The organism is Acinetobacter sp. C15, from assembly GCF_013420645.1.
Taxonomy (GTDB): domain Bacteria; phylum Pseudomonadota; class Gammaproteobacteria; order Pseudomonadales; family Moraxellaceae; genus Acinetobacter; species Acinetobacter indicus.
On sequence record NZ_VOXR01000001.1, the window covers coordinates 49,461 to 71,067 of the forward strand.

The window sequence follows — 21,607 nt, forward strand, 5'->3', positions numbered from 1 at the left end:
ATAGTAATTTACTAAAATTTAAGCACCCATTCGCCCATTAAATAATGATAGCTATAGTCGGCACCATAATATGAAGCACTGTTACTATAACCCGCATTTAAGCGCACAAATTGGTTTTGATGAATTGGACTCTGTATGTTCAGTTCTAGTAATTCTGTTGATTGGCTCGGTGCATCAGCCACTTTTTCTCGTCCATAACCGAGTGTAATCCCAGTCGTCCAACCATTGTATCTTTTACGCCACCCCAGAGCTAACATACTTTCTTCATAGTCTTTAGGATTAAAATACAACCCTGCAACATCATCCGCATCACTTTGATATATACGGTATCGCGCCTGCAATGTTAAGCCATATTCTAAGGATGGCTGGTAGATTAATTTTAAGCGACCATGATCACGGCGATTATCATCTGAAAATAGCTGCGTTGCTGCCAAACCAACTAAAGTAACATGTGGCCCTATTTGCTGATCAACTGCGCCACCCAAATAAGTAAAATGTATACCTTGCTCTAAAGCTGGACGTGTTTCGACCCAATCACGATTTGCAAATAATTCTACTGCGGTACTTTTAGTTAATGGTTGACGATAGCTACCATCAAAGGTGGCTAAGGTATGGTCATTTTGTTCAAAGACCCCAGCTTCAAGCGTCCATCCATTTGCAGTTGCAGCTTCTACATTTTTAGCAATAATTGATACTTTGTAAGCATCACTCTGCCAATCATCAATTTTATAGTTATAAGCACTAAAACGTGCGCCTAAATAATCATTTGCATTGTTGTATTGAGGAAAAACTTCAGCTGATATTTTTTTTGTTTCAAAACCTTCACTATCATGGCTAATGAAAAACTCCATGCCTGCAGCCAAGTCTAAGGGTTGTGTTGCTGACGACTCACCCGACTGCACATGGGTTGAAAGTAAGCAAAAAAAGCATAATGAGAAACCAAAATTCATATTACTAGATTTCATTTAGTACCCCATTTTTTACGTGTTTTCAAAATTTCATCCAAGTAGCCTAAAATGCTTGCTGGTTGCAACAAGAAACTATAAGCCAAAACATAAATAAAGAAACCCGTTAGGTTTTTACGTATTTTAAGATCCATAGCTTTAAACATACGTTTTTCAATACTGTAGTTGAGAAAACCCAACAAAAAAGCCATAGGTAAGAGTGCCAAAGTCATTGGACCAACTATCCAAAAATGACCAAAACATGCCAAAATAATTCCAGGAATAAAACCAAAGGTAAAGGCAATGTCTAACCATGGAAACAGCACATTCCAATAAATAAAGAATGTAGATAACCGCGGCTTAATCAAAATACCTGGATGCTTAATAAAAGCCTCCATCATGCCACGTGCCCAACGCTGACGTTGTTTAACAAACACGTTGAGTTCCGTAGGCGCATTGGTAAATACACAGGCATCCTCCGAATGTCCAATACGGTAACCTGCTCTGAGCAATGCCCAAGTAAGTACAATGTCCTCACCTACACATTCAGGCCAACCACCCACTTCAACCAGTGCATTACGATCATAAATTGAAAATGCGCCTTGAGCCACCAGCGTACCTTGATATAAAGACTGCAAGCGTTTTGTCGCAGCAATCCCCAAAAAATAATCCCACTCTTGCGTTTTTGTCAGTAAATTATGACGTGAATTTCGAACCAAAATTTTACCTGCAACGGCGCGTGTATTCGGGGGATCTGCAACATAGCGCTCCACAATGCATTGCAAAGCAAAATGGTGTAAGTAGGAGTCTGCATCAACAGTAAGCACCAAATCATGTTTGGCTAATTTCAAACCCTCATTTAAGGCATGAGCCTTACCTGCATTTTGGGTTAAATCCAATAAAGTCAGCCATGAATACTGAGCTTCAGCCTGTTTGACCAGTTGTGCAGTACGATCTTTAGAACCGTCATTGATCACAATGACTTGCAGTCCACCCAGATAATTCTGTCTATCTACACTCTTAAGCGTGTCTAGAATAGAAAGTTCTTCATTGTATGCAGCTATGAGAATTGTAATATTCGGATATACATCTAAAATTTGTCGTTTAGGCCTTTTATCCATCAACAAGCTCAAAGCAGCAAAGGAATTCATAAATCCAGGAATAATCGCAATACCATAAATAAAGAATATCGCTGCAACTGACCCAATCAATTGGCTCAAATCACGTATCCAATTTTCAGCCATCCATAAAGAAAACCATGTCCACAGACAGGCTCCAATGAAAGCGATCACAAATTTAACACGTACAGAAATATAAAACTGTTTAGCAAGACTGCTACGATCATGAGTAACCATATACACACGCCCCAACCCAAACACATAATATCAACAAGGTTTCACAAAGCAACATTAAAATGTGACTTACTTAACTTTTTTTAAATTACTTGTATTTATCTCAACAAAAATAGTTGAGTAAATACTCTAATTATTGCCGTAAGAAAATAATCATATCCAGTTTCTACACTTACGCGGAAGTAAAGATTTCGTAAAGTAGCAAGAGCAAGACAATAGATATTTTTATTTGGAATGTAATACTTAGTTACATTTAATAAAAAACATTTTCAATATTAACCACACCAATATGCTTTACATCATCGGCGTAAGTCCTATTAATTATCTTTCAGTACAAATTATATCGTGCAGAACCCTTTTCAGTTGTATATTTCTTCTTTTCAATACTTATGTAAATAACTTTTGTCTTAATCAAAAGCTACCGCATTTTGCATTATTTTTTAAATAAAGAATAAACCTCATACAATATTCCACCACCACGGCATCGGTGTACTTTTTAAAATTTTCCGATGCTGCTGGAAATCAACATCATGTTTTTGAACTTCTGCCCAAAAGTTGGGACTATGATCAAAATGCTTGGTATGCGCTAACTCATGTACCGCCACGTAGCGTGTGATTTCCTGTGGAAAAAGCACCAAACCACTATTAAGCATAATGTCATGTTTAGCAGAACAGCTCCCCCAGCGAGTTTTGGGCTTACGAATTGAGCAATCACCATATTTCAAGCCTGTTTCTCTGCTCACTTGCTTTAAATAAATTGGTAAATACTCTTTGGCATAAGCAATAACAAAGGCTTTTAAATATGCTGCAGGTTGACGGTCACTGACCCAAAGGCAATGCTTTTTTAAATCTAAAATAAAACTCTGTTGTTGTGTTTGATAGTAGATATTTAAAGGCTCATCTAAATTAAAAAGTGCCAACTGATTTGGTAATTCACGCTGTACAAATCCTTGCTGTGCCTGCTGTTTATGCCAAGCATCTATCATCCACTGTTCAGATTGCTGCAAGAAATCCTGAATTTGTCGCTGGGTACAATGCTTTGGCACAGTTAAACGAATTTGATGCGGTTCGACACGTAAACGTAAACGTGTTGCTCTTGCATGTGGTGTGATTTGAATTTCAGGTAAGCTGGAAATCATATTTTTATTAGTATTTGAATTATCTTTACTCAAGCAAATACTCTACTCTCAGTGATTTTGATGATTTATAAAGATTCGGTCTTGGTTGTAAAATGTTTGTCGTAAAATGAATATTGAAAAGTTCCCTTTCCTTACAAAGAAAAGGAAACTTTCATTAGAGAAAAATATAAATCAAAACTCAATTTACATAACGGTTTATATAAATTTATATGCCTTAAACTGCGGTACGCTCTTCAATACCGTTATTGGTTGCAACAATCGCAATATTGGCTTTATTAATCGCAAAAATACCGTTACACACCACACCCGGAATATCATTGATGGTTTTTTCCAGTTCCAGTGCATTTAAGATATTCAGGTTATAAACATCTAAAATCACATTGCCGTTATCGGTTACCACACCTTCACGGTACGCCGGATCACCCCCAAGTGCGACCAGCTTGCGTGCCACGGCAGAACGTGCCATTGGAATTACTTCAACCGGTAGCGGGAATTCACGGCCCAACTGTTCAACCCATTTTGAATCATCAACGATACAAACAAATTTTTTCGCAATCGACGCGACAATTTTTTCACGGGTTAATGCCGCGCCGCCACCTTTAATCATGTGCATATGACGGTCAATTTCATCTGCGCCATCGACATAAGCATCTAAACCGCCCACGCTGTTCATATCCACGACTTCAATGCCCAGTTTTTTCAGGCGCTCTGCTGTTGCTTCAGAACTGGCCACAGCCGCTTCCAATTGCAATTCAGGCAATAAATCGATGAGGAAATTAACGGTACTGCCTGTGCCTACACCCAGAATCCCGCCTTTAGGCAAATGTTTTAAGGCTGCTTTTGCCGCAGCTTGTTTCTTCTCATCTTGGGTTGCATACAGACTCATGACTTCGCTCAACTATTTTTTGACATTTGATGCTGATTTTACAGCCCAAATGTACAGGGGTTTGTTACAATAAACCCCTATTTTAAACTGTTAGATGGAAGATTAACATGCTGTCTCGTTTGGTTCGACAAATTTTACAAGCAACAGTCTACGATGTTGCAATCGAAACCCCACTCGAAGCAGCGCCACGAATTAGTGAACGACTGAATAACAACATCCGCTTCAAGCGGGAAGATTTACAACCGGTCTTTTCTTTCAAACTACGCGGTGCCTATAACCGTATTAGCCAACTACCTAAAGCGCAGTTAGAACGTGGCGTGATCACAGCTTCAGCCGGCAACCATGCTCAAGGCGTGGCTCTTTCAGGAAAAAAACTGGGGATTCGTGCCATTATCGTGATGCCTAAAACCACGCCAGATATTAAAGTACAGGCGGTAAAACGTTTAGGTGGCGAAGTAGTACTACACGGCGATTCGTTTGATGTAGCCAACAAATATGCCATTCAGCGTGCCCAGGATGATGGCATGACCTTCATTCCACCCTATGATGATGAACTGGTCATGGCCGGCCAAGGCACCATCGCCAATGAAATTTTACGCCAATGGCGCGATGTCGATTATGTCTTTGTTGCCGTAGGTGGCGGTGGCCTGATTGCCGGTGTAGCAGCGTACTTGGGTGATGTCGCTCCGCACGTCAAAGTCATTCCAGTGGAATATGATGAATCGGCCTGTCTGAAAGCAGCCTTAGAAGCTGGTGAACGTATTGTTCTGCCTTCGGTCGGTCTGTTTGCCGATGGGACCGCCGTGGCACAGATTGGTGAAAAACCCTTTGATGTGATTCGTCTGCAAAAATCAGACAACTCTGGCCCGATTGTCGAACCGGATGTGGTGCTGGTGAATACCGATGAAATCTGCGCTGCAATTAAAGATACTTTTGATGAAAACCGCAGTATTGTAGAACCATCAGGTGCTATGGCCTTGGCCGGCATCAAAAAATATGTCGAGCAGCATGAGCTGATTGGCAAAAATATCGTGTCGATTGTTTGCGGCGCGAACATGAACTTTGACCGCCTGCGTTATATCGCCGAGCGCACTGAACTCGGTGAGCGCAAAGAAGCGATTTTTGCAGTCACCATTCCAGAGCAGAAAGGTTCCTTCCTGAACTTCTGCCGCGCCCTGCAAGGCCGTAATATTACCGAGTTTAACTATCGTGCCAGTGATGCATCGGCCGCACAGGTCTTTGTCGGCATTAGCTTGAAAGGCGGTGAAAAAGAACGTCATGACATCTTTGAGGCCTTGAAAGTGCAATATGATGTTGATGATCTGTCCGATGATGAAGTGGCCAAACTGCACATCCGCTATTTAATTGGCGGTCATGCCGATATTGAAAATGAACGTCTGTTCCGGGTGGAATTTCCGGAGCGTCCAGGCGCCCTGCTGACCTTCCTGGAGCGTTTAGGCCCGACCCATAACATCACCCTGTTCCATTACCGTAACCACGGCGCCGCCGAAGGCCGTGTGCTGGTGGGTCTGGAAGCCAGCGATGCCAAACAGAACCCGGACGGGCTGATTGAAACCCTGGAAAGCATTAGCTATCCATATGCGGAAATTAGCAATAACTTAGGTTATCAGCGCTTCCTGAAATAAAATCCAGTTTAAAAAACCGCCATTTGCTGGCGGTTTTTTATTGGTTTACACAAACACCCTAAGAAAAATGATGTAAATATCCACCTGATCTTTAAAATAAATTTATATTCACGCTAACCATAAAAATGTAATTAGGAACACACTATGGCGCAATTTGCAGTCATTGGCTTAGGCAGTTTTGGTGCCACCGTTGCCACGCAACTGGTCAGCCTGAAACATGATGTGATTGGCATCGATATTAATAAAAAATATGTGGAAAATATTGCCGAGGAAATTACCCACGCCGTGATTGCCGATGCTACCGACGAACACGTGCTACAGGAGCTGAATATTCAGAACTGTGATGCGGTGGTGGTGGCCATTGGTGAAGATATTGAAGCCAGTATTTTATGTGTGCTGCATCTGAAAAATATGGGGCTGGAAAAAATTTATGTCAAAGCCAAGTCCAAAGCCCACCACATGATTCTGACCCATCTGCAGGTCAGCAAAATTATTCATCCGGAAGAAGATATGGGTGTCCGCATTGCCCAGTCACTGAGTTATCCGATGGTCAGCCGCTATATGGCGCTGGAAGATGACCACTTTATTGTCAAAGTGGAAGTCACTGAAGCCTTAAACGGTACGCGCTATCATGAGTTTATCGGTCATGCGCCAGAAGTGAAAACCCTGCTGCATAAACGCGGCAGCGAGATTCAGTTCAGCCTCGATCCGCAGTTAATTATGCAGCAAGGCGATATTCTGGTGCTCGAAGGCCAGGTTGAACAGCTGAAACGCTTATCCAAGCATTTTAAATAGCCATGAATCACATGACGAAGAATAAGACTGCCTATAAAAATACGGCGAAGCCCAGCACAGCAACCACGGTCAATTTAAGCCCGCCGAGTCTGCTCGCGCTGGGATTTTTAAGCTTTATTGTGATCGGCACTCTATTGCTTAAACTGCCCTTTGCCCATCAGGGGGACCTGAGCTGGTTACAGGCTTTATTTACCGCCACCTCTGCGGTGACCATTACCGGTTTGTCGGTGGTCAATGTCGGCGAGGCCTATACCGTATTTGGCCAGATTGTGATTATGCTGTTGCTGCAATGTGGCGGGCTGGGCTTTATGACTTTCGCAATTCTGGCTGCCATGAGCCTGTCACCCAAAATTGGCTTAAAACAGCAGATGATGGCCCAGGAAACCATTGGTCAGACCAGTCTGGCGACGGTAGGCTTTACCATCAAAGGCGTATTACTCTATTCGCTGTTTTTTGAAGGCATCGGCACCTTTATTCTGACCCTGGCCTGGTTGCAAGATTACGATTTTCTGGAAGCCTTTTTCTATGCCGCCTTTTATAGTGTCTCGGCTTTTAATAATGGCGGATTTTCATTATTTCCCAACAGTTTAATGAGCTTTGCCGACCAGTACCTGATTACCTTTACCATCAGCATGCTTTACATTATTGGCGGTGTGGGCTTTGTGGTGCTAATGGACATTAAAAAAACCCGGCGCTGGCATAAACTCAGCGCCAACAGCAAGCTGATCCTCTCCACCATTCTGGGTTTAAACCTGTTTGCCTTTATCACCATCTGGTTACTCGAAGCCAGTAACCCTGCGACGCTGGCCGCCATGAGCCTGACCGATCAGGCCTGGAATGCCTGGTTCCATGCTACCGTACCCCGTTCTTCCGGCTTTAACAGTCTGGATATTGCCAGCATGAGTGATGCTTCCAATTTACTGACCATGTTCCTAATGTTTATTGGCGGAGGCTCTTTAAGTACCGCCGGTGGCATTAAAGTCGGCACCTTTATTATTGTGGTATTAAGCGTGATCAGCTTTTTACGACGCGCCGATGAAGTGCGGGTGTTTAATTATTCGGTACCGGAAAAAACCACCTTTAAAGCCTTGGCTGTGGTGTCAATTACTGCATTTTTAGTCTTTGCCGGGATTTTCAGCCTGTTGCTGCTGGAACCTGAACATGAGTTTATGGACTTGCTGTTTGAGGCGGTTTCTGCGGCCTGTACCGTGGGTTTATCTCGCGGGATTACCGGGGAATTACAACCCTTAAGTCTGGTGGCCTTAATGCTGCTGATGTTTGCCGGCCGTTTAGGCCCACTGACCTTAGCCTATTTAATTGCCACGCCTAAACGCAGCCGCCTGCAACATCCCACCACCGATATTCAGATTGGTTGATGCGCGAGTTCCGTTATCAACTGAAATTAAAAAAGCCACTGTCTACAGTGGCTTTTTGCGGGTGCATGAATTTAGAACCAGTTCATTAACGATACACCTAGGCCGACATAGGTCGCGCGGTGGTTATAATCAATCAGGCTTTCTCCATAGCCATCAAACAGCTGGAAATGCCCTCTTAATTTGCCGCTAATCGGGAATACCCAGTCAAACTGGGCAGCGCCATGCGCATCATCTCCACCTTTTAGGCTATGCCGTAACATCAGCGAGAAATCATGATCTTTCCAGCGGTAGAATGCCAGCATATCGCCACGGCCAATATAGTTTTTAATATCCGGGTTGTTGTCATCACTGCGGTCTTCTTCAATGCGATACCACGGACGCAACATCAGCGCAAAATTGTTCTTTTCAAAGCCCAGATTCAAAATGACCCGGTTCCAGCTCCGTGACAGCGGATCGGAACGGCCATTGGACTGATGGTTCAAGGTCAGGCCTAACAAGCGCCCATTCAAGCCCAGAATCTCATAATTGGTTCTGAACATTAAACTGGCTTCAGGTTCATAATTGGTTTCACGAAATGGGCGTGATTCTTCACCATTATAAACCTGCCAGCGTGAGGACTGGGTATAACCGAGCCAGAGATCGCCATTATCGCCCAGCAGGTTTTCAACCGCTTTGGTTTTTAGTGACAACTGGAATTTGGCTTCGGTTGATGTCAGATTCTGCTGCTGCGCTTCAGTAACGGTATTGTTTTCATTCGGACTGGATGGACGTTCGTTTTTATCGGAGGTCCAGAAGCCCGGCATCAGATACACCGGTTGATAAGCCCGGATATTCCAGGTGCCCAGCTTGCTTTCGGGTGCCAGTTCCCAGCGTTTATCCAGCAATGACACGTTCGGATCAATATGTGAACCTTCCAGTGAAAACAGGTTGTTCACCCCGGCCACAATTTTTTCTTTAACGGTTTCTGGTGGAGGGGCCAATTGCTGCGCTGCCTGACGCTCGGAAACCAGATCTGCATTTTCCGCTTCCGGCAGCTTGAATAAAGCATCATAACAGGCTAAACGCTCGGCATTGGACTCCAGCGCCACACAGGCTTCCGGTGTCGGTGGAATGGTGACCACCGTTGCTTCCAGCGCCTGTACATGTGTCACAAACAAAGCGCTGAGTGCAGTAACACTCAGCGACCAGCTTGTGCGCTCAACAGGATTGAACGCCATAGAACTTCCTCTATTGTTTTTTTAATTGACTTGTTTGATCTGGAAACCCAGCTCCTGCAGCGCTTCACGTTTCGCCACCGGTGCTACCACCGATTTCACCGGGGTTTGCTGACGCAAATAAACGTCGGCCACACGTTTCAGATCATCTAAAGTAACCGCCAGTAAACGCTCACGCAGTTTGGTTCTAAAGGCCGGGGTGCGCGCATGTAATAAGGCATAACATGCGGTAATTGCTTCACCGGCTGGAGAGCCTGGTTTATCCATACTGGCAATCAAACCTAGAATGGCTTCTTCCAGCTGATGCGGTAACTGCTCGGCATTCAGCAACCAGTCCACACTGGCCTCAAAATCCTTAAAGGTTTCAGCCAGACGCGGGTCACGGTAGCTATAGAAACGGAACGAGCAGGCATTGCCATCATAGCTGGCACCGCCACCATAGGCGCCGCCTTTTTCACGGATGGCACTGTGCAGGAAGCCATTGCGCAAATACGCCGCCAAGACCATCAATGGTGCTGCATCTGGATGCGATACTTCCACCGCAGGATACGCTGCCGCACAGAACTGCACATTGGCCTGAATCAGCCAGGCTTCATCTGCATTGTTATTTTCAACAGGCACTTGAGTTAAAGCTGCCTCGTGCAGTTCAATTGCCAGCTTGTCCCACACGGTCTGGATTTCTTCAATCAAACGGTCTGATTGTGGCTCTTCACAGACCAGCAGGAACTGTTTTGGCGCTTGCAGCAACATACTGTGAATCAGCTTAAGCTCATCCATCAGCGCATCAAAAGCAGCATCATCCTGTTCAATTTTGCTGACCAGCTCGCTTAACCAGTTCAATGCACCCAGACCAGTATTGTGATAGTCACGCAGCGCTAAAGCACTGTGGTTACGTGAAGCGGCCTGCATGGCATAGCTATGTCCTGCACCCGATACCCGGGACTGCCAGCGCGTTTTACGTTGCTGTAATAGCTCGATAATCCGGTCTTTTTCATCAAAACGCAGTTGCTCAAAGGCAATTTTTAGCAGGCGGATGGCATCAAAATTATTCACCAGTGATTTGGTGGTTAAGGTCAGCCAGGCACTAATCCGGTTTTTGTCATCGACCTTAGAGCGTAAGGATGCCCCCATACCCAGACCGCCACTCACTGCAGTTTGCAGCTGTTGCAGTTCCAGATAATCATATTCACCGGCACCGACTTCACCCATTAAAATCGACAGCAGATTAAAATAAGGCGATTTCACGATCTCATCGGGAATACGCACCAAGACCTGCTGGTAATAAATACCGTTGGTACCGGCATGATACAGGTTTAATGGTGTATCAATGCGGTTGCAGATAATCTCACGTAGCTGCCCCTGTACAATTTGCAATTCTGCCGGCACATCTTCGAGGCCGACTTTTGGCAGCAGGTTTAAATCATCCGGGGTATCCTGACGCACTTTTAGCGCTTCGGTCTGGGCGATAATTTCTGCTTTTTGTGCTTCGGTCAGCTGCGCACCAATTTCAGCCAGACGGGCTTTTTCAGCTTCGGCATCTTTGGCTGATTTGCTGGCATCTGGGACCAGGGTCATTTGGACGCGATGCGGATTATCAATCAAGTGCTGCTGAATCAACTGAGACAGCCACATTGGATCTTTCAGTTCTTCTTTAACCTGTTCAATGGCACTGTCAACATCCCAGACATGCACCGGATCACTATGGTGAATCGCGCTGCTCAAGCCGTTTAGAATCAGGCTTAAACCGTATGGCATACCATCGCCGTTAATTTCACGCTGATGCAGCTCGATCTGGTGTAAAATGGCATTGACGGTATCATTGTCGACCGGTTTAGACGCCACTTCTTGCAGTACCTTGAAGACGCCCTCTTTAAAGGTTACTGCATGCTCAGGATTAGAACCTTGAATGGCACAGAAGAAAGTCATTTCAAAGTTGGAATCATCCACGCCCATAAATGGCCCGGTTGATTGCGCATAACCACAGGTTTCTAAATAATGACGCAGTGGTGAAGCCGAGTTTTCCAGTAACACACCTTCGACCAGACGCATGCCCAAACGCAGTTTAATATCACTGGCTTCTGGCAATAACCAGCTTAGAACATGGTAAGTTTTGTCTTTTAAATCTTCAGCATCGACCGCATAGCTTTCAGTTACGGTCACTGGCGCAGCCAAACGGCGCTCAGGTTTTGAATACAGGGTTTCGCCCTGTTCAAACTTGGCTAAAGCCAAGCTCTGGAACTGTTCTTGCAAGTCATACGCTGACTGATTACCAAAAGTCATAAATACCGCATTACTTGGGTGATAATGGGATTTGTAGAAATCCACTAACTCTTGGTAAGTTAAGTCCGGAATATCTTTCGGGTCACCACCGGAATTGTAATGATAAGTGGTTTCCGGGAACAAATGATGCGCCAATTGGTGATACAACTGATCTGAAGGCGAACTCATCGCGCCTTTCATTTCATTAAAGACCACGCCTTTATATACCGGCTCGCCATTTTCCAGCTCGATACGAATCCCTTCCTGGGCAAAATCCAGTGGATTCAGGTTGGCTGCAAAGGCTGCATCCAGATACACCTCCAGCAGGTTCTGGAAATCTTTCTGGTTTTGGGTGGCAAATGGATAGGCCGTCCAGTCGGCTGCGGTAAAGGCGTTCATAAAGGTGTTTAATGAACGGCGAATCATCAGGAAAAACGGGTCGCGTACCGGGAATTTTTCAGAGCCACACAGTGCAGTATGTTCCAGAATATGCGCTTCGCCCTTGGAATCCATGGGCTGGGTACGAAATGCCACCAGAAATACATTTTCATCATGATTGGTGGCCAAATGATAATGCACCGCACCGGTAACCCGATGCTTATATTCAGACACTAAAATGTCTAAGGCTTCAACATGGTGTTGACGTACCAACTGAAACGCAGGATGAACGGTTTGAGAAATGGTTTCAGTGACATCTACAGTCATGCGATCTCCTAATCATCAAAATAAAAAAACTAAAGCCATTATAGCTTTAGTTCTTGATATAATTCACGCTTAAATCCCGACTAAAATTATAGAAATTTGCAACCCAGGCAATTTTCAAACCCCAGTCCGAAGCTCATGCTGCCGTTTAAACCAAATATTTAAAATAATTATAATTGGGATGGTTTTCGACATAGACATAATTCTGCTTCTGGTAAAAATGCGCCGCAGATTTGGTTTCGGTATCCAGACATAGGGCCGAAAAATGAGGACGTGCCTTTTTCTCTAAGTATTGCAATAACAGCTTGCCCACGCCATGTTTACGATATTCAGGCAATACATAGAAACGGCGCACCCGGCCAATTCCCTGTTCCACTTCCTGATCATTCCACTGCTGGTTCAGGCCACCACAGGCAATCAGCTTGTCCTGATCATAAGCAAAAAGTAAAAACTCCCCAGGCTGATCGAAACGATTCTTGGCACTCTGATACTCATCAATTAAACGCTGTACAAAAGCAAAACCCTCTTTTGATGCTTGTTTTTCAAGCTCTACAATTTGCTCTGGTAATCCTTGCGCTTCTTTTATCTCGATATTCATTTCACTATCCTGATCTGCTTTACTAACTTTCCTCAATGAATAAAACCGTCTAAAAAATGAATTTTATTCACAAATCTACAGCAATCCTGAGCATTGGTGTAAACTTAGCATTTATTTTTTGATGTGATTGAACGACATGGCAACTGTTGACCTCTTTGCAATTGGTAATGCACTCATTGACCAGGAATTTCAAGTCTCTGATGACTTCCTTACTCAACAAAATTTGCAAAAAGGCACCATGCAGCTGACCGATGGCGAAACCCAAGCAAATTTATACAACAACTTACAGCAAACGCAAAGCTATAAAGGTCAAGCTTCAGGCGGTTCGGCTGCAAATACAACAGTTGCCTTTAGCGCATTGGGCGGTTCTGCCTTTTATGCCTGCCGCGTAGGTAATGATGACTTGGGTGAAATTTACCTGAATGGCCTGAATGATGCGGGCATTCGCACCACCGCAAAATCGGTCAGTGAAGGCGTAACCGGAACCTGTATGGTATTAGTCAGCCCGGATTCTGAGCGCACCATGCATACCTATTTGGGTATTACTGCAGAACTCACCGATGCACAAATTGATTTTGAACCCTTAAAAACCGCGAAATGGCTGTATATCGAAGGTTATTTATCGACTTCGGACAGCGCACGTCAGGCGGTAAAACAGGCGCGCGAAATTGCCAAAGCTCACCAGACCCAAATTGCCTTAACCTTATCTGACCCGGCAATGGTGCAATATGCGCGTCAAGGTTTAGATGAATTACTCGATGATGGCGTGGACCTGCTGTTCTGTAACCAGCAGGAGGCCATGATGTATACCGGCACCGACACGGCAGAAGCCGCTTTGGAACAGCTGAAGCAAAAAAGCAAATACGTTGTCATTACAATGAGCGCACAAGGCGCAATGATTTTTGATGGTCAACATACCTTTAGCGTTGCAGGCCGTCAGGTGCATGCCATTGATGCCAATGGTGCGGGTGATGCCTTTGCCGGTGCATTCCTGTATGCCTTGAATGCCAACCTTGGCTTTAAAGCCGCTGCCGAGCTGGCCATTTTAATTTCCAGTGAAGTAGTATCACAATTTGGCCCACGTCTAGAGGTTGAACAGTACGCAACCCTTCTTCAGAGCTATAACAAGGAATGTGCCTAATGCATAAAATCTGCATGACCGAAGATATCCCTGAACGTGAAGCACGCTCGTTCGAGCTTCCAGATGGCGATACCATTTTTATTACCCAACGTGATGGCATGTTCTATGCCTATCAGAACCTGTGCCCGCATTTGCAGGTCGAGCTTGAATTTCTGGAAAACCAGTTTTTAGACCGGGATCAAGAATTTATTGAATGTTCGACTCATGGTGCGCTGTTTGTAGTGGAAACCGGGGAATGTATTTCTGGCCCATGCCAAGGTCAAGCACTTGAAAAAGTAGAGATTACCGTGCATTCTGATGGCGGAATTTACTTAACAGAATAATTTTAAGCCCCATCTGCAGGTTACGCCATGCTTGAGTTTGTATTAGACATCGACTTAATTCCTTTTCATTTAAGTCTGATTGCGCTTGTCTTGCTCAGCCTGGCGGAAATTGTGGGGCGTTATTTTAATCTCAAGCCCAGCGCGATATTCAAGCAGCTCTTTCCGCAGCGGCTGCTAGACTCTCCCTTACTCAATGTCAAATTCTCCAAACTGCTAATTTTCGTATTTCTGCTCCTGAATTTTAGTGTTGCAGGCTATTTCCTGCAGTTTGCGCTCTATTCGCAGCAGCAAAGTTTTGTTCCATCGTACTATCTGATTTTACCGGCGCTTATCATTGCCCTGTTTTTTACCGTGTTTATGATTCACTGTCTGGATCAGGTGATTAAACCGCAAAAAACCATTCAGCATGTCAATTTGCTGGGCCGACTGGCCACCATTTCCAGTGGCAATGCCCGTCCCGGTTTTTCGGCTCAGGCCCGGGTTCGTGATGAATACGGCCAGCTGCATTACGTGCAGGTCGAACCGGAATTTGGTGAATTAGAATTTCAGGCACAAGTCATTTTAATCCGGCAAAAAAAATCCTATTACATTGCCAAGAAAATTTCCGCTTCGAACAATCTGTTCTATGGTGAAACTAGCAGCTGATTTAAGCTCGCTCATCTTTCAGCCACGAGTCAGATACACATCCTTACTTTGTCCAAGGTAAAGCTACAACGCCATGTATCTCGCAGCTTTCCCTTCTTCCTTGCCGTGTACGTTCGTTCTTTCCGTTTAAGCTGCTCGATTCACTTTCTCTTGGCCTCAAGATCAGCTGTTCTGTGCATTGTGACTATCTCTATGGTTGTTCGCTGTAGTTATTCACTCTGCCCTCCACGTTGAAGACTAAAAAAGAAATTTTCCGTGTCGCTGCTTATTGCACTTTTATCGCACTTCATTGTGCATATTTGCTACAAATTGCTTCATTTTGGTGCTTGATTGTTTTCCGCGCAAATGCTTACACCTCAAGCCTTACAGCCATTTTTTAACACCCAACTATTGAATAAAAGTTAAAAATTAAAAGCTGGAATTTTTAATAAAATCGTCAAAATTTTCAAATATAACTATTTTAGTCAGAATTAAATTTTAATTCGCACCATTTTAGTCAGAATAATAATTAATTATAAATACAAGCGTTTTAGTCAGGTTTTTAACTGGAATTTTTTTGATTAAAAATTAAAAAAACTTTTTATAAGTTATTGTATTTTAATACATAAACAATATATTTTTATTTTAACTGTGCAGGCTATTTATTTTTTGTATTATTTTGTTTAATAATATAAGACACAGTTTAAAAAACAGGCTTGTTTCTATGAGCTTAGTCCCAAAAGATTTGAACCGTCGTGTAACCCGAGAAATAGCAGCCATTTTAATAATTAAGGTTGTTATTTTAATGGCGATTAAAAATATCTGGTTCGATGCCCCTACCATTCCTGAAAATTTTGACTCTCAAGTTGCTGAGCGTATTGCCAGCAATCCTTCCCAAATCAAGGAGACACGTTGATGATTTCTGAAAGCGTGGTCGATCTCTCGCGGTTCCAGTTCGCAATGACCGCGATGTATCATTTTATTTTTGTTCCACTGACACTTGGTCTTGCTTTTATTCTGGCCATTATGGAAACCACCTATGTGATTTCCGGCAAAGAAATTTATAAGGACATGACCAAATTCTGGGGAAAACTGTTCGGTATTAACTTTGCTTTAGGGGTAACTACCGGCCTGACCATGGAGTTCCAGTTCGGTACAAACTGGGCGTATTACTCGCACTACGTGGGTGATATTTTTGGTGCTCCGCTGGCCATTGAAGGCTTGATGGCTTTCTTCCTTGAATCGACCTTTATTGGTCTGTTCTTCTTCGGCTGGGATCGTCTGTCCAAGGTACAGCACTTGTGTGTAACCTGGCTGGTGGCCTTGGGCTCAAACATGTCGGCACTGTGGATTCTGGTGGCTAACGGCTGGATGCAAAACCCGGTCGGCTCTGCGTTTAACTATGAAACCATGCGTATGGAAATGATTGATTTTGGTGCGCTAATTTTCAACCCGGTGGCACAGGTTAAATTCGTCCATACCGTTTCTGCCGGTTATGTTACAGGTGCGATTTTCGTTCTGGCGATTTCGAGCTACTACCTGCTGAAAAAACGTGACCTGCCATTTGCGCGTCGTTCTTTCGCGATTGCGGCTATCTTCGGTCTGGCATCTACCCTGTCTGTAATCTTACTAGGTGATGAGTCTGGTTATGAACTGGGCGATGTCCAAAAAACCAAACTGGCTGCAATTGAAGCGGAATGGGAAACTCACCCGGCACCGGCTGCATTTACTCTGTTTGGTATTCCAAATCAGGAAACCCAGACCACCGATTATGCGATTAAAATTCCGTATGTGATGGGTCTGATTGCAACACGTTCAACCACTGAAGAAGTGACCGGGATCAAAGACCTGATTGCCCAGCATGAAGTGCGTATCCGTAACGGTATGGTGGCTTATCAGCAACTTGAACAACTGCGTGCAGGTGACACCTCACCAGAACTCAAAGCGGCATTTGATGAATCTCAAAAAGACCTGGGTTATGGCCTGTTACTGAAAAAATATACACCTAACGTGGTAGATGCGACTGATGAGCAAATCAAACTTGCTGCAGCAGACACTATTCCACACGTTCCAAGCTTGTTCTGGGCCTTCCGTGCCATGGTGGCTTCTGGCTTCTTAATGCTACTCCTGTTCGTTCTGGCAACACTGGCTGTAGCAAAACGTAATGCAGAAAACAAACCTTGGTTATTAAAATTCGCCCTGATTGCCCTACCATTGCCATGGATTGCTGCGCAAACTGGCTGGTATGTGGCTGAAGTAGGTCGTCAACCTTGGACTATTGGTGAAGTTCTACCAACATATCTCTCTGCATCTAGCTTAAGTACTGGCGATGTATGGGGTTCAATCATTGCATTAGCATCGTTCTATACCGTACTGCTGATCATTGAAATGTACCTGATGATTAAATTCTCTCGTCTTGGTCCAAGCTCGTTACATACCGGCAAATACCATTTCGAAAAATTGGAAGCTGCCAAAAAAGCATCTGAGGAGACTCAAGCATGATCGAATATGAATTACTCAAAATCATCTGGTGGGTACTGGTGGGCGTACTGCTCATCGGTTTCGCCCTCACCGATGGTTTCGATATGGGCTCTATGGCGATCATGCCATTCGTTGGAAAAAATGATGAAGAACGTCGTGCGGCAATCAATACGATTGCCCCACACTGGGACGGTAATCAGGTCTGGTTCATTACTGCTGGTGGCGCGCTGTTCGCTGCATGGCCAATGGTGTATGCAACCGCCTTCTCGGGCATGTACTGGGCGCTGCTTTTAGTCCTGTTTGCGCTGTTCCTGCGTCCGGTCGGCTTTGACTACCGCTCCAAGCTGGAAAACACTAAATGGCGTACTGCCTGGGACTGGGGTCTATGTATCGGTGGTGCAGTACCTGCGCTGGTATTTGGCGTAGCGTTCGGTAACATGTTCTTAGGTGTACCTTTTGAACTGGATGAGACTGTACGATCCAACTACACCGGCAGCTTCTTTGCCCTGCTTAACCCGTTTGCTTTGGTCTGCGGTATCGTGAGCCTGGCCATGCTGTGTGCGCATGGTGGTGCATGGTTAATGTTACGTACCGATGGTGCTTTACGCGAGCGTTCTGCCAAAGCCACCAAAATCAGCGGTATCGTGTTCCTGGTCTGCTTCCTGCTGGCAGGTGCATGGTTATACTTCGGTGGCATCCAAGGTTATACCCTGGTTACACCATATGACACCGGTAGCGCTGCAAACCCGTTAGCCAAAGAAGTGATGACTAATGCCAACCCGGGCTGGATGAACAACTACTCGGCTTACCCGATCACCATGATTGCGCCAATTATGGGTATTCTAGGCGGTATCATTGTGATTCTGGCAGCCTCTAAAGGTAAAGCAGGTTTAAGCTTCACTGGTTCTGCACTGGCAGTAACAGGTGCGATTCTGACTGCAGGTTTTGCCCTGTTCCCATTCCTGATGCCATCGAGCATAGATCCTGTATCTAGCTTAACCATGTGGGATGCGGTATCTAGTCAAAATACTTTAACGGTAATGACTGTTGCAGCCTGTATTTTTGTGCCAATCATTTTGCTGTACACCACCTGGTGTTACTACAAGATGTGGGGCGTGATTACCAACAAACACATCAAAGAGAATTCGCATAGCCTGTACTAAGGCTATGCTCTAAAGGAGTAAAGATTATGTGGTATTTTGCTTGGATTCTCGGTATTTTGATGGCCTGTTTTGCAGGTGTACTGAGTGCGCTCTATATCGAGCATCATCAAGACCTGGATGAGGAATAAGTCATGACAGAGGTTGTAATGGAAACTCCAGTAATCGAAAAAAAACCGAATAAACTTGCGATGGTCATTTCTTGCTTATTGGCCTTTCCATTGGCAGCCGTGTTATTACTTCATCCAGCTGCCATGTTGGATGCCGATGGCAATTACAGCCACAGTGCCATGATGTACATCATGATTGGCATTTCCGGCGGATTTATCCATGGTGTTGGTTTTGTCCCACGTTTCTGGCTGTGGAAATGGCTGTTTAGTCCATTTGTGGCCTGGCCATTAATGATCTGGGGCTATTACACCTGGTTCTTTTCTTGATGAAACAAGCTCCCTTCGGGGAGCTTTTTAATTTCTGGGAGATCCATTCTGATACAAAATGGGATCAGCACAATTTCATCACAAGATGATTTCCCACATCCTTTAAAAAAGATCAGCCCGATCTCTTTTAAAAATTAAAATCTATTTTTATCCAACCCCGCTTTTTATTTATATCTGAATTGATGTCTATATGGATGCTTAATTTAAGGTGGTGATAAAGCAACCAATATTTAGATTCAAGCTCAATCAACTTCTGTATTTATCTCATTGATCGCGGTATTTCTTAGGCGATTTCAAACGGATACAACCTATCGCCATAAAAAAATCCGGACATTCAGTCCGGCTTCTTTAATCTGGGATAACTAAGGCTCAATCGGTGCAAATGGCGCCACCACATCGGCATTTTGTGCACGGTGACGTAAGAAATGATCCATCAGCACAATCGCCAGCATCGCTTCCGCAATTGGTGCAGCACGCACACCCACACATGGATCGTGACGGCCTTTGGTCAGTACATCGGTATCTTCACGATCAATAGTAATAGTTTTACCCGGTGTGGTAATAGATGCGGTTGGTTTAAGCGCAATCGCTACACGAATGGTTTGACCACTGGAAATACCGCCCAAAATACCGCCAGCATGATTGGCCAGGAAACCTTGAGTGGTCAGTTCATCACGGGTTTCATGACCGAACTGTTCCGCTACGGCAAAACCATCGCCAATTTCTACGCCTTTAACCGCGTTAATCGACATCATGGCATGAGCAATATCGGCATCTAAACGGTCAAATACCGGCTCACCCCAGCCCACAGGCACTTTTTCGGCCAGAATTTCCAGTTTGGCGCCACAGCTGGTGCCTTGTTCACGCAGTGAAGTCACCAGCGCTTCAAAACGTGGCACAGCATCGGCATCGCCACAGAAAAACGGGTTATTCGGCACTTCATTCCAGTCCAGCTTTTCCGCTTTTTCGGTGCCAATCTGGGTCACATGACCACGAATCAGAATCCCGAATTTTTCTGCCAGATATTTTTTGGCAATCGCACCGGCAGCCACACGCATCGCGGTTTCACGGGCACTGGAACGACCACCGCCACGATAATCACGGAAACCGTATTTCTGAGTATAGGTGTAGTCGGCATGACCCGGACGGAAAGTCTGGGCAATGTTGCCATAATCCTTGGATTTCTGGTCGGTATTGCGAATCAACAGGCCAATTGGGGTACCGGTGGTTTTACCTTCAAATACCCCAGAAATAATTTCAACCTGATCCGGCTCTTTACGCTGAGTTGCAAATTTGGAAGTCCCCGGCTTACGGCGGTCCAAATCGTGCTGTAAATCGGCTTCTGTCAGTTCCAGGCCTGGCGGTACACCATCAACAATGGCCATCAGGCCTACACCATGCGATTCACCACAAGTCGTGACACGGAAGAGTTGTCCAATACTATTACCTGCCATGTGCAACGACTCCTTTATGAATTAACAGATTGAATGAATAAATCGCGGTATTGACGGCACTGTGCTGCGGTTAGGGCAAAAATGCCTGAACCACCTTTCTGGAATTGTAGCCAGTGGAAATCGACGGTATTAAAGTTCTGTTTCATGGCCCATTCAGAGTTACCGACTTCAATCACAATCAGACCATCTTCGGTTAAATAGTCTGCGGCTTGGGCCAGCATTTTACGCACCAAGTCCAGACCATCCTGACCGGCAGCCAACGCCAGCTCTGGCTCATGACGGAATTCATCTGGCAGGTCGGCCATGTCTTCGGCATCGACATATGGTGGATTCGATACAATCAGATCATACTGATTTTCTGCTGGAATTTTAGAGAACAAATCCGACTCAAGCAGCGCCACCTGATACTGCATGTTGTGATGTTCGGTGTTAATGGCCGCAACTTCTAAAGCATCTTTAGAAATATCGGTCGCATCCACTTCTGCATCCGGGAAAGCATAAGCCAATGCAATTGCGATACAGCCTGAACCGGTACACATATCCAGAATACGACGTGGCATTTGCGGATTTGGGTTGGCTGGCAAGTTATTATTGGCTTCACCCATCTGGCCATTTTCATCCAGACAATATGGCGCAAAACGGTTTTCGATAAGTTCAGCAATTGGCGAACGTGGAATCAGTACACGCTCATCGACATAAAACGGCTTGCCATAGAAATAGGCCAGATTGAGCAGATAAGAGGTTGGCGTGCGTTCATTAATACGACGCTCCAGCAGACTTAAAAATTCCTGCTTTTCGCTCGGCAGTAATTTGGCATCCAGAATTTCTGCATCGGCATTCCAGTCCAGCGACAGGGTTTGTAATACCAACGCGGAACTTTCAGCAAAATAATCTTCTGTACCTTGACCTAGATGTGCATCATATTGACGTAATGCTGTTACACCAAAACGGATAAAATCACGAATGGTGACTAATGTTTCAGCGGCTTCCTGCAAATGTTCAGGGCTAATAGTCGGTCGATCCACCTAAGGTCTCTCCAGAGTCAATTTTTTAAAACGCCTTATGATACCTTGTTT

General features: G+C 44.7%; 20 protein-coding genes. 11 read left to right on the forward strand and 9 right to left on the reverse strand.

Annotated elements, in window-relative coordinates; genetic code table 11:
* Positions 1-11: 11 nt before the first annotated feature.
* The 4 genes from FTT63_RS00250 to rpiA form a co-directional block, all read right to left on the reverse strand.
* Complete coding sequence (locus FTT63_RS00250) at positions 12-965, reverse strand: hypothetical protein (protein WP_218953978.1); 954 nt, start codon at positions 963-965, stop codon at positions 12-14.
* The gene (locus tag FTT63_RS00255; RefSeq protein ID WP_227554658.1) at positions 962-2,299 is read right to left on the reverse strand and encodes a glycosyltransferase family 2 protein; all 1,338 of its coding nucleotides are present in this window, start codon (positions 2,297-2,299) and stop codon (positions 962-964) included. The genes FTT63_RS00250 and FTT63_RS00255 overlap by 4 nt, the downstream gene beginning before the upstream one ends.
* 455 nt (positions 2,300-2,754) lie before the next feature.
* Positions 2,755-3,435: a M48 family metallopeptidase gene (locus tag FTT63_RS00260; protein WP_180191893.1), complete on the reverse strand. Its 681-nt coding sequence runs from the start codon at positions 3,433-3,435 to the stop codon at positions 2,755-2,757.
* 214 nt (positions 3,436-3,649) lie between these two features.
* Positions 3,650-4,321 (reverse strand): ribose-5-phosphate isomerase RpiA, encoded by a 672-nt coding sequence (rpiA, locus tag FTT63_RS00265; protein ID WP_180191861.1) that lies wholly within the window; start codon positions 4,319-4,321, stop codon positions 3,650-3,652.
* A gap of 107 nt (positions 4,322-4,428) precedes the next feature.
* Here rpiA and ilvA point away from each other — a divergent pair, with 107 nt between their 5' ends.
* From ilvA to FTT63_RS00280, 3 genes are all read left to right on the forward strand, one after another.
* Positions 4,429-5,967 (forward strand): threonine ammonia-lyase, biosynthetic, encoded by a 1,539-nt coding sequence (gene ilvA / locus FTT63_RS00270; protein ID WP_005177685.1) that lies wholly within the window; start codon positions 4,429-4,431, stop codon positions 5,965-5,967.
* A gap of 144 nt (positions 5,968-6,111) precedes the next feature.
* Entirely contained in the window at positions 6,112-6,762 is a 651-nt protein-coding gene (locus tag FTT63_RS00275) for a TrkA family potassium uptake protein (RefSeq protein ID WP_005177682.1), read from the forward strand.
* 11 nt (positions 6,763-6,773) lie between these two features.
* A complete protein-coding gene (locus FTT63_RS00280; protein WP_180191862.1) occupies positions 6,774-8,138 on the forward strand; it encodes a TrkH family potassium uptake protein in 1,365 nt (454 codons plus the stop codon).
* A 71-nt stretch (positions 8,139-8,209) separates the two neighbouring features.
* Here FTT63_RS00280 and FTT63_RS00285 read toward each other — a convergent pair whose 3' ends face one another.
* The 3 genes from FTT63_RS00285 to FTT63_RS00295 all read right to left on the reverse strand — a co-directional run bounded on the left by FTT63_RS00285 (position 8,210) and on the right by FTT63_RS00295 (position 12,911).
* Positions 8,210-9,355 (reverse strand): phospholipase A, encoded by a 1,146-nt coding sequence (locus FTT63_RS00285; RefSeq protein WP_171431932.1) that lies wholly within the window; start codon positions 9,353-9,355, stop codon positions 8,210-8,212.
* 21 nt (positions 9,356-9,376) lie between these two features.
* Entirely contained in the window at positions 9,377-12,316 is a 2,940-nt protein-coding gene (locus tag FTT63_RS00290) for an insulinase family protein (protein WP_127801033.1), read from the reverse strand.
* 145 nt (positions 12,317-12,461) lie between these two features.
* The gene (locus FTT63_RS00295; RefSeq protein ID WP_005177673.1) at positions 12,462-12,911 is read right to left on the reverse strand and encodes a GNAT family N-acetyltransferase; all 450 of its coding nucleotides are present in this window, start codon (positions 12,909-12,911) and stop codon (positions 12,462-12,464) included.
* Between the two features lie 136 nt (positions 12,912-13,047).
* Here FTT63_RS00295 and FTT63_RS00300 point away from each other — a divergent pair, with 136 nt between their 5' ends.
* The 8 genes from FTT63_RS00300 to FTT63_RS00335 all read left to right on the forward strand — a co-directional run bounded on the left by FTT63_RS00300 (position 13,048) and on the right by FTT63_RS00335 (position 19,077).
* Positions 13,048-14,052, forward strand: coding sequence for an adenosine kinase (locus tag FTT63_RS00300; protein ID WP_104471445.1), 1,005 nt, complete (start codon positions 13,048-13,050; stop codon positions 14,050-14,052).
* A 14-nt stretch (positions 14,053-14,066) separates the two neighbouring features.
* Positions 14,067-14,375: a Rieske (2Fe-2S) protein gene (locus FTT63_RS00305; protein WP_171065079.1), complete on the forward strand. Its 309-nt coding sequence runs from the start codon at positions 14,067-14,069 to the stop codon at positions 14,373-14,375.
* Positions 14,376-14,402: 27 nt separating this feature from the next.
* Complete coding sequence (locus FTT63_RS00310) at positions 14,403-15,020, forward strand: OB-fold-containig protein (protein WP_180191863.1); 618 nt, start codon at positions 14,403-14,405, stop codon at positions 15,018-15,020.
* A 703-nt stretch (positions 15,021-15,723) separates the two neighbouring features.
* Positions 15,724-15,915, forward strand: a complete 192-nt coding sequence (gene cydP, locus FTT63_RS00315) for a cytochrome oxidase putative small subunit CydP (protein ID WP_005177663.1) — start codon at positions 15,724-15,726, stop codon at positions 15,913-15,915.
* Positions 15,915-17,501, forward strand: coding sequence for a cytochrome ubiquinol oxidase subunit I (locus FTT63_RS00320; RefSeq protein WP_005177660.1), 1,587 nt, complete (start codon positions 15,915-15,917; stop codon positions 17,499-17,501). The genes cydP and FTT63_RS00320 overlap by 1 nt, the downstream gene beginning before the upstream one ends.
* Positions 17,498-18,643, forward strand: a complete 1,146-nt coding sequence (gene cydB, locus FTT63_RS00325) for a cytochrome d ubiquinol oxidase subunit II (protein WP_005177659.1) — start codon at positions 17,498-17,500, stop codon at positions 18,641-18,643. The genes FTT63_RS00320 and cydB overlap by 4 nt, the downstream gene beginning before the upstream one ends.
* 26 nt (positions 18,644-18,669) lie before the next feature.
* The gene (gene cydX, locus FTT63_RS00330) at positions 18,670-18,771 is read left to right on the forward strand and encodes a cytochrome bd-I oxidase subunit CydX (protein ID WP_002120988.1); all 102 of its coding nucleotides are present in this window, start codon (positions 18,670-18,672) and stop codon (positions 18,769-18,771) included.
* Positions 18,772-18,774: 3 nt separating this feature from the next.
* Complete coding sequence (locus FTT63_RS00335; protein WP_005177656.1) at positions 18,775-19,077, forward strand: cyd operon YbgE family protein; 303 nt, start codon at positions 18,775-18,777, stop codon at positions 19,075-19,077.
* Between the two features lie 362 nt (positions 19,078-19,439).
* Here the strand turns inward: FTT63_RS00335 and aroC are convergent, their stop codons facing one another.
* Positions 19,440-20,531, reverse strand: coding sequence for a chorismate synthase (aroC, locus tag FTT63_RS00340; RefSeq protein ID WP_016658184.1), 1,092 nt, complete (start codon positions 20,529-20,531; stop codon positions 19,440-19,442).
* Positions 20,532-20,545: 14 nt separating this feature from the next.
* Positions 20,546-21,556 carry a 50S ribosomal protein L3 N(5)-glutamine methyltransferase gene (gene prmB / locus FTT63_RS00345; RefSeq protein WP_045795711.1) on the reverse strand — a complete coding sequence of 337 codons (1,011 nt, stop codon included), beginning with the start codon at positions 21,554-21,556 and terminating at the stop codon, positions 20,546-20,548.
* Positions 21,557-21,607: the final 51 nt, after the last annotated feature.

Excerpts from the sequence above, each read along its gene's own strand:
- FTT63_RS00250 (WP_218953978.1), bottom strand. The coding sequence starts at position 965 with ATGAAATCTAGTAATATGAATTTTGGTTTCTCATTATGCTTTTTTTGC.
- FTT63_RS00255 (WP_227554658.1), bottom strand. The coding sequence starts at position 2,299 with ATGGTTACTCATGATCGTAGCAGTCTTGCTAAACAGTTTTATATTTCT.
- FTT63_RS00260 (WP_180191893.1), bottom strand. The coding sequence starts at position 3,435 with ATGATTTCCAGCTTACCTGAAATTCAAATCACACCACATGCAAGAGCA.
- rpiA (WP_180191861.1), bottom strand. The coding sequence starts at position 4,321 with ATGAGTCTGTATGCAACCCAAGATGAGAAGAAACAAGCTGCGGCAAAA.
- ilvA (WP_005177685.1), top strand. The coding sequence starts at position 4,429 with ATGCTGTCTCGTTTGGTTCGACAAATTTTACAAGCAACAGTCTACGAT.
- FTT63_RS00275 (WP_005177682.1), top strand. The coding sequence starts at position 6,112 with ATGGCGCAATTTGCAGTCATTGGCTTAGGCAGTTTTGGTGCCACCGTT.
- FTT63_RS00280 (WP_180191862.1), top strand. The coding sequence starts at position 6,774 with ATGACGAAGAATAAGACTGCCTATAAAAATACGGCGAAGCCCAGCACA.
- FTT63_RS00285 (WP_171431932.1), bottom strand. The coding sequence starts at position 9,355 with ATGGCGTTCAATCCTGTTGAGCGCACAAGCTGGTCGCTGAGTGTTACT.
- FTT63_RS00290 (WP_127801033.1), bottom strand. The coding sequence starts at position 12,316 with ATGACTGTAGATGTCACTGAAACCATTTCTCAAACCGTTCATCCTGCG.
- FTT63_RS00295 (WP_005177673.1), bottom strand. The coding sequence starts at position 12,911 with ATGAATATCGAGATAAAAGAAGCGCAAGGATTACCAGAGCAAATTGTA.
- FTT63_RS00300 (WP_104471445.1), top strand. The coding sequence starts at position 13,048 with ATGGCAACTGTTGACCTCTTTGCAATTGGTAATGCACTCATTGACCAG.
- FTT63_RS00305 (WP_171065079.1), top strand. The coding sequence starts at position 14,067 with ATGACCGAAGATATCCCTGAACGTGAAGCACGCTCGTTCGAGCTTCCA.
- FTT63_RS00310 (WP_180191863.1), top strand. The coding sequence starts at position 14,403 with ATGCTTGAGTTTGTATTAGACATCGACTTAATTCCTTTTCATTTAAGT.
- cydP (WP_005177663.1), top strand. The coding sequence starts at position 15,724 with ATGAGCTTAGTCCCAAAAGATTTGAACCGTCGTGTAACCCGAGAAATA.
- FTT63_RS00320 (WP_005177660.1), top strand. The coding sequence starts at position 15,915 with ATGATTTCTGAAAGCGTGGTCGATCTCTCGCGGTTCCAGTTCGCAATG.
- cydB (WP_005177659.1), top strand. The coding sequence starts at position 17,498 with ATGATCGAATATGAATTACTCAAAATCATCTGGTGGGTACTGGTGGGC.
- cydX (WP_002120988.1), top strand. The coding sequence starts at position 18,670 with ATGTGGTATTTTGCTTGGATTCTCGGTATTTTGATGGCCTGTTTTGCA.
- FTT63_RS00335 (WP_005177656.1), top strand. The coding sequence starts at position 18,775 with ATGACAGAGGTTGTAATGGAAACTCCAGTAATCGAAAAAAAACCGAAT.
- aroC (WP_016658184.1), bottom strand. The coding sequence starts at position 20,531 with ATGGCAGGTAATAGTATTGGACAACTCTTCCGTGTCACGACTTGTGGT.